Source organism: Hydrotalea lipotrueae (genome assembly GCF_019249625.1).
In the GTDB taxonomy this organism is placed as follows: Bacteria; Bacteroidota; Bacteroidia; order Chitinophagales; family Chitinophagaceae; genus Hydrotalea; species Hydrotalea flava.
On record NZ_JAESDL010000046.1, the window covers coordinates 1 to 6,438 of the forward strand.

Sequence of the window (6,438 nt, forward strand, 5' to 3'; positions counted from 1 at the left end):
CGCTTAATACCATGCACTTCATACCCTTTTTTCAGTAATAACTCCGCCAAATAGGCGCCATCCTGTCCGGTAATACCCGTAATTAATGCAACTTTCATGATACTTGTGTTTGTACTATTTGAATAATTTTTTCTATGAAAACAGATTCATCAAATCTCATTGCATGATTCCGAATAAAATTTGAATCTATGTCTATCGTTTCTAACGAATTAATTGCTTCAATCAATGCCTCTTTAGTTTGCTCTTTAAAGAAAACACTGGTAAACTTCTTGTTACCAGTATTATAAGGTAGCATGGTTTCTAAAACCCCACCCGCACCATAAGCTATTACCGGGCGACCTGAGGCATTTGCTTCCAAAGGAGTGATACCATAGTCTTCATGTTGGGGGAAGATAAAAGCTTTACAATTTGCATAAAGCTTTTTCAAATCGCTTGTTGTTAAACCCGACTTGAATTGTATATTGCTATTTGCCATGCCCATCAATTCGTTTTTCTTACTACCATTACCGACTATAACTAATGGATAACCTAATATATTAAAAGCCTCAATTGCCAAATCAACTTTTTTATAAAATTCAAGTCTAGAAACAACTAAGTAATATGATTTTTTAGAATAATCATCGACATGGAAATTTTGACATTTAACAGGTGGATGTAATATAATTACTTCTTTAGCTCCATAAGCATTTCTAATTCTTTGTGCGGTTTCTTCAGTCATGCCTATATAATGATCAGCTTTTTGCGCTTCTCTTTTATCAACGTATCTCAGGCATTTAATAACTAAATTGAATAGTATTTTAAATAAGCCGCTGCTTTCATTAAATTCTTTATATGAAGTCGGATTCCACGCAAGGCGAAAAGGTGTATACGTGTATAAAAATATTCGAGATCTTATATCGATGTTTGCATATTTACCACAAAAGGTACCAGAAATAATTACCAAGTCGTAGCCCTTGACTTTTAAAAATTTCATTGCCAAAAGTCCAAATGGGAAAAATAACCATTTCATCATTTTTTCAGTCTTAACGAATTTCTGAAAAATAGATGTTTTTATTTTATAATTTCTAAACTCTTCATAGGTTAATTCAGGTTGATAACAAAGTGTATATAATTCAGCATCAGGAAATGCTTTCATTATACTCAAAGCAACCTGCTCTCCACCACCTCTACGCATTAAGTCATCATGAATTACAGCTACTCTCATTTCAATTATTTATAATTTAATAACTCTTCTTTCAATAATAAGTCTAACACTTCAAAGAATGTTTTATTATAGTTCCATTTAAGCTGGTTTTGTGCTTTTTGGTTATCACCAAATAAATCAAGAATTTCCACTGGTCTGTAAAACTTGGGATCAATTATTATCTTATTCTTGCTAATAGATAGCCTATCAAATACATATTCAACGATTTCTCTCAAAAAGACAGAGGTTCCGCTACATATAAAATAATCGTCCGGCTTATCCTGTTGTAAAGACAGGTACATAGCTTCAACATAATCAGGGGCATAGCCAAAATCTCTTTTTATATCAATATTTCCTACGGGTAAAAAATCAATTCTCCCTTGTTTAATATCAATAGCCCCTCTTAAAATCTTTTTAACAAAAAAATTGGGACTACGTAAGTATGACTCGTGATTAAATAGTATACCATTAACTACAAATAAATTATAAGATTCACGATAATTTATACACGTCCAATATCCTGTTGCTTTTGAAATAGCATAAGGGCTTAGAGGATGCAAAGGGGTTTGGCTATTTATTGGCAGGCTCTTCACACTTCCATACATCTCACTACTTGAAGCTTGATAAAACTTAGTATCAAGTTTTAAGATTCTAATACTCTCCAATACATTTAAAACGGATATAGCATTATAATGAATCGTTCCTATAGGCTGTTCAAAAGATAACCCAACAGAACTTTGCGCCCCCAGATTATAAAATTCATCAGGTTTGTATTTTGATAAAATTTTCAATATACTTGAAAAATCAAGAAGGTCACATTCTTCAATTTGAACATTCCCAGCAATATCCAGGTATTTTAAATTATTAAGATTAAAGTTTGCATAGCTTCTTGTTAAACCAACTATCCGATAATTCTTTTTCAAAAGAAGCTTTGTCAAATAAGCCCCATCCTGACCTGTAATTCCTGAAATTATTGCTGTTCTTAAATTTTTCATTTTACTGCATTAAAGATTTTATACTTTTCTTGACAATCGCAGAAAAAAAAGATTCCCCAATCGTATTCATCTACTTTAAGTTTTCCTCTTCGCAAAAGTTGTTTTCGCAAATTTATATCAGTTGATATTTGATGCATTCCATCTGCAATATTCTTCACATCATAAGCATCAACATATAGTACAGCATCACCGCAAATTTCTGGCAAAGATGCCTCTCTGAAAGCAACTACCGGACATTCAAAAAACATTGCTTCTAAGGGAGGAATACCAAAACCTTCATATAACGAAACAAAAACTAAGCTTTAGCCCTTTTGTACAGAGAAACAAGTTCATTATCTGGAATAGGACCAGTAAAAATTATTGATTCTCTTAACTTTTCATTTTCCTTGATAATATTAAAAAGTTCAATGTCTGCATTAATCAAATTTTCAACTTTCCCAACAATTATGAATTTATAGGATTAGGTATTATAAACGCAAAGTATTTTTAGATAGTTGTAAGGGTGTGGTATTTGGTTCATCATTCTCACTACAACATCATTGAATAAACTCTTTCTTTTGTTTCTTCTATTGAAGCGGTATTCATATTCTGTTGTATATGCAAACAAATATTCGCTGGAACAATGATGATGTGTCCCTCGTAACCAGTTCTTAAACTGCATAATTTGTTTGTGCAATGCTTCCATGGCACTACCTTTTTGGGAGTACGCAATGGCAATATTGTTCATCTCTTTGGCTAATTTTTTATAGGAATGATGGGCATCTATTTTAATCATGGCTTCAACTGAAACATTATCCTTTATGGCATACTTTAATTCATCTGCTTTGAACGACTCTATGTGCTGCAAGGCAATATTACCCATTCTGCCATCTGGTAAAACTTCTACAGCTACAAAAAGTGCATTCTTAGTCTCCGTGCTTCTACCTTTAGCCGTAGAATACCCACCAATAAGGGTTTCATCTACTTCTACGTCGCCATCTAACTTATCGTCCTTATCTTTTTTCATAGCTGCCTGTACTTTTCTTTTAAACAACCAAGCCGTTTTCTGTTGTACACCAACCTCTGTTCCTAACTCAATGGTTGACATCCCCTTCTTTTTAGATGTAATCCTGAATACCATATGAAAAGCCTTCAGCATCGGCATCTTTACCCCATGAAAAACTCTATTGGCTGTTACACTTTCATCATAACTACAACCCTTACATCTTCTATAATAAAACAACCGACCCTTATAGCTCTCTTTACACCCACACATAGAACACTCAAAATCTTTATTATTCCACTTGATCAACATCAGATAACGGTAGCAATCTTCATTGGTTTGAAATCGCTTCGAAAACTCTATTGCATTAATCCCTTTGAACATATCTAATAAATTTAGCTGTAAATTACTAATATCTTTAGTCATGCCCAACTCTTTTTCTTACCTTCGAGAACTAAATACCTAATCCTAAAAATTTGAAATAATATAAATCTTAGTTTATAGTTTTAAAAGTATCTCACTCATTTTCTCAACTGAGTTACTCCAACTATATTTTCTTGAGATCTCCAAACCTTTTTGAATAAGTGATTCTCTTAATTCAAAGTCGTTTAATAATTGCATCATTGCAATTTTAATGCTCTCAATATTATTGGGATTAACAAAAAAACTTGTCCCATTATACAACTCTCTATGAACAGGTATATCTGAAATCAACGTTGGACATCCATTAGCCATTGCTTCCAATGGTGGAATTCCGAAACCTTCATACAAAGAGAGATAGATGAAAAAAAGAGCATTCTTATATAGCCAGGAAAGTTCTTCATCATTAACATAACCAATAAAATGGATTCGCTCATAATTTTCAGTTACTAAATTATCCTTAAATGCATTACTTTTCTTTCCAACAATAATTAAATCAAACTCGTAATTTTCAACATGGTTAAAAGCTTCTAAAATACGTTTAAAATTTTTTCTTGGATCTATTGAAGCTACACATAATATAAACTTTTTTGAAATTAAAAAATTAAAAGATGAATTAGCAAATGGATTAGTTTTAACTTTAATTAGTTTTTCAGAAACTGCATTATACACCACTCCAATTTTAGCAGATTGAATTCCATAAATTTCTTCGATACGAGTTTTTGAAAAGTTACTAACGGAAATTATGAATTTGCTATAGTATAGTATCCATTTTAACGAAAATTTGTAAAATAAAGTAAACTTCCAATTAAACCATTCAGGATGCTCAATAACGGCAAGATCATGTATCACGGTTATTTTATTCCTATAAAAAATTGGGGCTAAATTACATAATGAAATTAAAAGAGGTGTTTTATGTGTTAACAAATAAAAGGGAAGAATAATCTGTTCCCAAAAATACCCTCCTCCAAAACCAACATGGTTAATGTTCCAGCCTTTGACATCATAGCTTGAATGAATCTTACAGCTTGGCATGACAACAACAATATCAGTTCTATAAGCTAATTGGTTTATTATTTCAAAGGCAAAGCGTTGAACACCTGTTAAAGGCTGCGTAAGAAAGCGACCATTAATATATATCATATTAATCTGTACTTTTATTTAGAGTATAACGTGTTGTTCTATCAAAATCAATTTTCATTAGAAACTAATTGCCTAATGGTATTTCAGTAAACTCTGTATAACTAAAGGATGCTGAGCCAAAATTATTAAAACCTATGCCCAGTAATATTTTCAGGGCTTAATAGCACAACGGGATAGAATGTAATTTTTGTAATTACTTGACATAATTGCAATTGAAAAAAAAATCATAAATGGGAGCACATTTGAAGGAGTAGTAATTCGATGTTCGGTAAAACTCATAATCGATAAATTAAACATTGAAAAATGAAGAAAATCCTTAACAACGATATCTGTTTTAAATTTATCAGAAGATATAAATTTAAAAAGGTTAAACCAAAACAAAAGAAAAAATCCTAAACCAACAATTCCCATCTCTGCAAGAAAATGCAAATAAGAATTATGGGCATGAGAGTCATTGAAATATTTTTTTTTACTATCATTAAAAGAAATAAAATGAGGTATCCATCGATCAAATGTTAATGGTAGATCATTTACAGAGCCAAAACCCGAACCAAATATTGGAGAATTAAGAAATAAAGCAGTTGCTCTGGGCCATGTATCAAACGCTCTAATATAAATATTTGCTTGCTTAGTATCGGGATCATCATATCTATTATCAATAAGAGCTCTCGTATCAACTGAAATATTATCTGAAGAAAAAAGATATTTTTTATAAATTGGATAAGTATTGTAAATAATAATAGATTGAATTAATACAATTAAAGTTATAATGAAGTAAATCAAAAATTTCCTTTTTCTTTTAAATTCATAAAAGAAAATAAAGCCAACACCTACGCCTAAAATAGAACCTCGTGAAGTTGTACTCCATAAAAATATTAAAACTAAAAATAAGCATACTAAATAAATTATCTTTTTTTCATTATAATAAAAAATAATGAAAATACTAGCAATGATAGAATAAAAACCACCACTTGCATTTGTAGCCTTAAAAAAAGGGGTAAAAGTATTACCTAATTCTGCTGGATGCAGTAAAGATTCTCCCTTTGTTAAGATTAAAAAAGGAAAATAAATTAAACAGTTAATAGCAACGACAAAAAAAGCAAAAGATTTTAATATTTTCAAAGGATTACTATTTAACATCATAAAAGGGAAAAATAGTAAAGGCAAATAACTAATAAAGAAATTACCATCATAGCGATAAAAATCATAAATGACGAATGATTTAGGATAATAAATTAATGTACTTATGACTGCAAAAATAAAAAATAGATAAAACCAGAATTGATATTTTTCAATTAAGACTTTTTGGGGATTACTAAAAACGAAAACTAATAATAATCCACTAAGCAAAGTGGGTACAACACTTAAAAAAATTAAGTTAGTCATAGTTCCAAAGAAACCAATTATCAATAAGAAAAAGAATATTTTTTTCATAGTGATAATCTAAAATTTAAGAATCGTAATTCTGGACATTTTAAGATAATATATATATGCAATGAAATTGCAATAAATATTTCTGAAAAAATCATTGCAAAAGCACCACCAAGAACACCATAAATTGGAATTAAAATCAAATTAAGTAAAACACTCAAAAAGAAAGTAACCACTATTAACCCAAAATAATTTTTTTGCTTATTCTGAACTACTAACATTAAATAGGCTGGAATATTTAGTGCAACTGCTAGAGGCAATACCTGTCTCTTATACACATCTCC

General features: G+C 30.5%; 7 protein-coding genes and 1 pseudogene. All 8 read right to left on the reverse strand.

What is annotated here, in order from left to right:
- Positions 1 to 98 (reverse strand): GDP-mannose 4,6-dehydratase (locus JK139_RS15060; RefSeq protein ID WP_218332081.1); only part of this gene is annotated, 98 nt, incomplete at its 3' end.
- Positions 95 to 1,204, reverse strand: coding sequence for a glycosyltransferase (locus tag JK139_RS15065; protein ID WP_218332071.1), 1,110 nt, complete (start codon positions 1,202 to 1,204; stop codon positions 95 to 97). The genes JK139_RS15060 and JK139_RS15065, both read right to left, overlap by 4 nt.
- Before the next feature lie 5 nt (positions 1,205 to 1,209).
- Positions 1,210 to 2,178, reverse strand: a complete 969-nt coding sequence (locus JK139_RS15070) for a GDP-mannose 4,6-dehydratase (protein ID WP_218332073.1) — start codon at positions 2,176 to 2,178, stop codon at positions 1,210 to 1,212.
- Positions 2,175 to 2,465: pseudogene (locus tag JK139_RS15930) on the reverse strand (glycosyltransferase); the annotation flags it as partial. The gene JK139_RS15070 and the pseudogene JK139_RS15930, both read right to left, overlap by 4 nt.
- 173 nt (positions 2,466 to 2,638) lie before the next feature.
- Positions 2,639 to 3,544, reverse strand: coding sequence for an IS1595 family transposase (locus tag JK139_RS15080; protein WP_218332085.1), 906 nt, complete (start codon positions 3,542 to 3,544; stop codon positions 2,639 to 2,641).
- 114 nt (positions 3,545 to 3,658) lie between these two features.
- Positions 3,659 to 4,723, reverse strand: a complete 1,065-nt coding sequence (locus JK139_RS15085; RefSeq protein WP_218332075.1) for a glycosyltransferase family 4 protein — start codon at positions 4,721 to 4,723, stop codon at positions 3,659 to 3,661.
- A 150-nt stretch (positions 4,724 to 4,873) separates the two neighbouring features.
- Complete coding sequence (locus tag JK139_RS15090; RefSeq protein ID WP_218332077.1) at positions 4,874 to 6,157, reverse strand: O-antigen ligase family protein; 1,284 nt, start codon at positions 6,155 to 6,157, stop codon at positions 4,874 to 4,876.
- A partial coding sequence (locus tag JK139_RS15095; RefSeq protein WP_218332079.1) for a polysaccharide biosynthesis C-terminal domain-containing protein occupies positions 6,154 to 6,438 on the reverse strand: 285 nt, incomplete at its 5' end. The genes JK139_RS15090 and JK139_RS15095, both read right to left, overlap by 4 nt.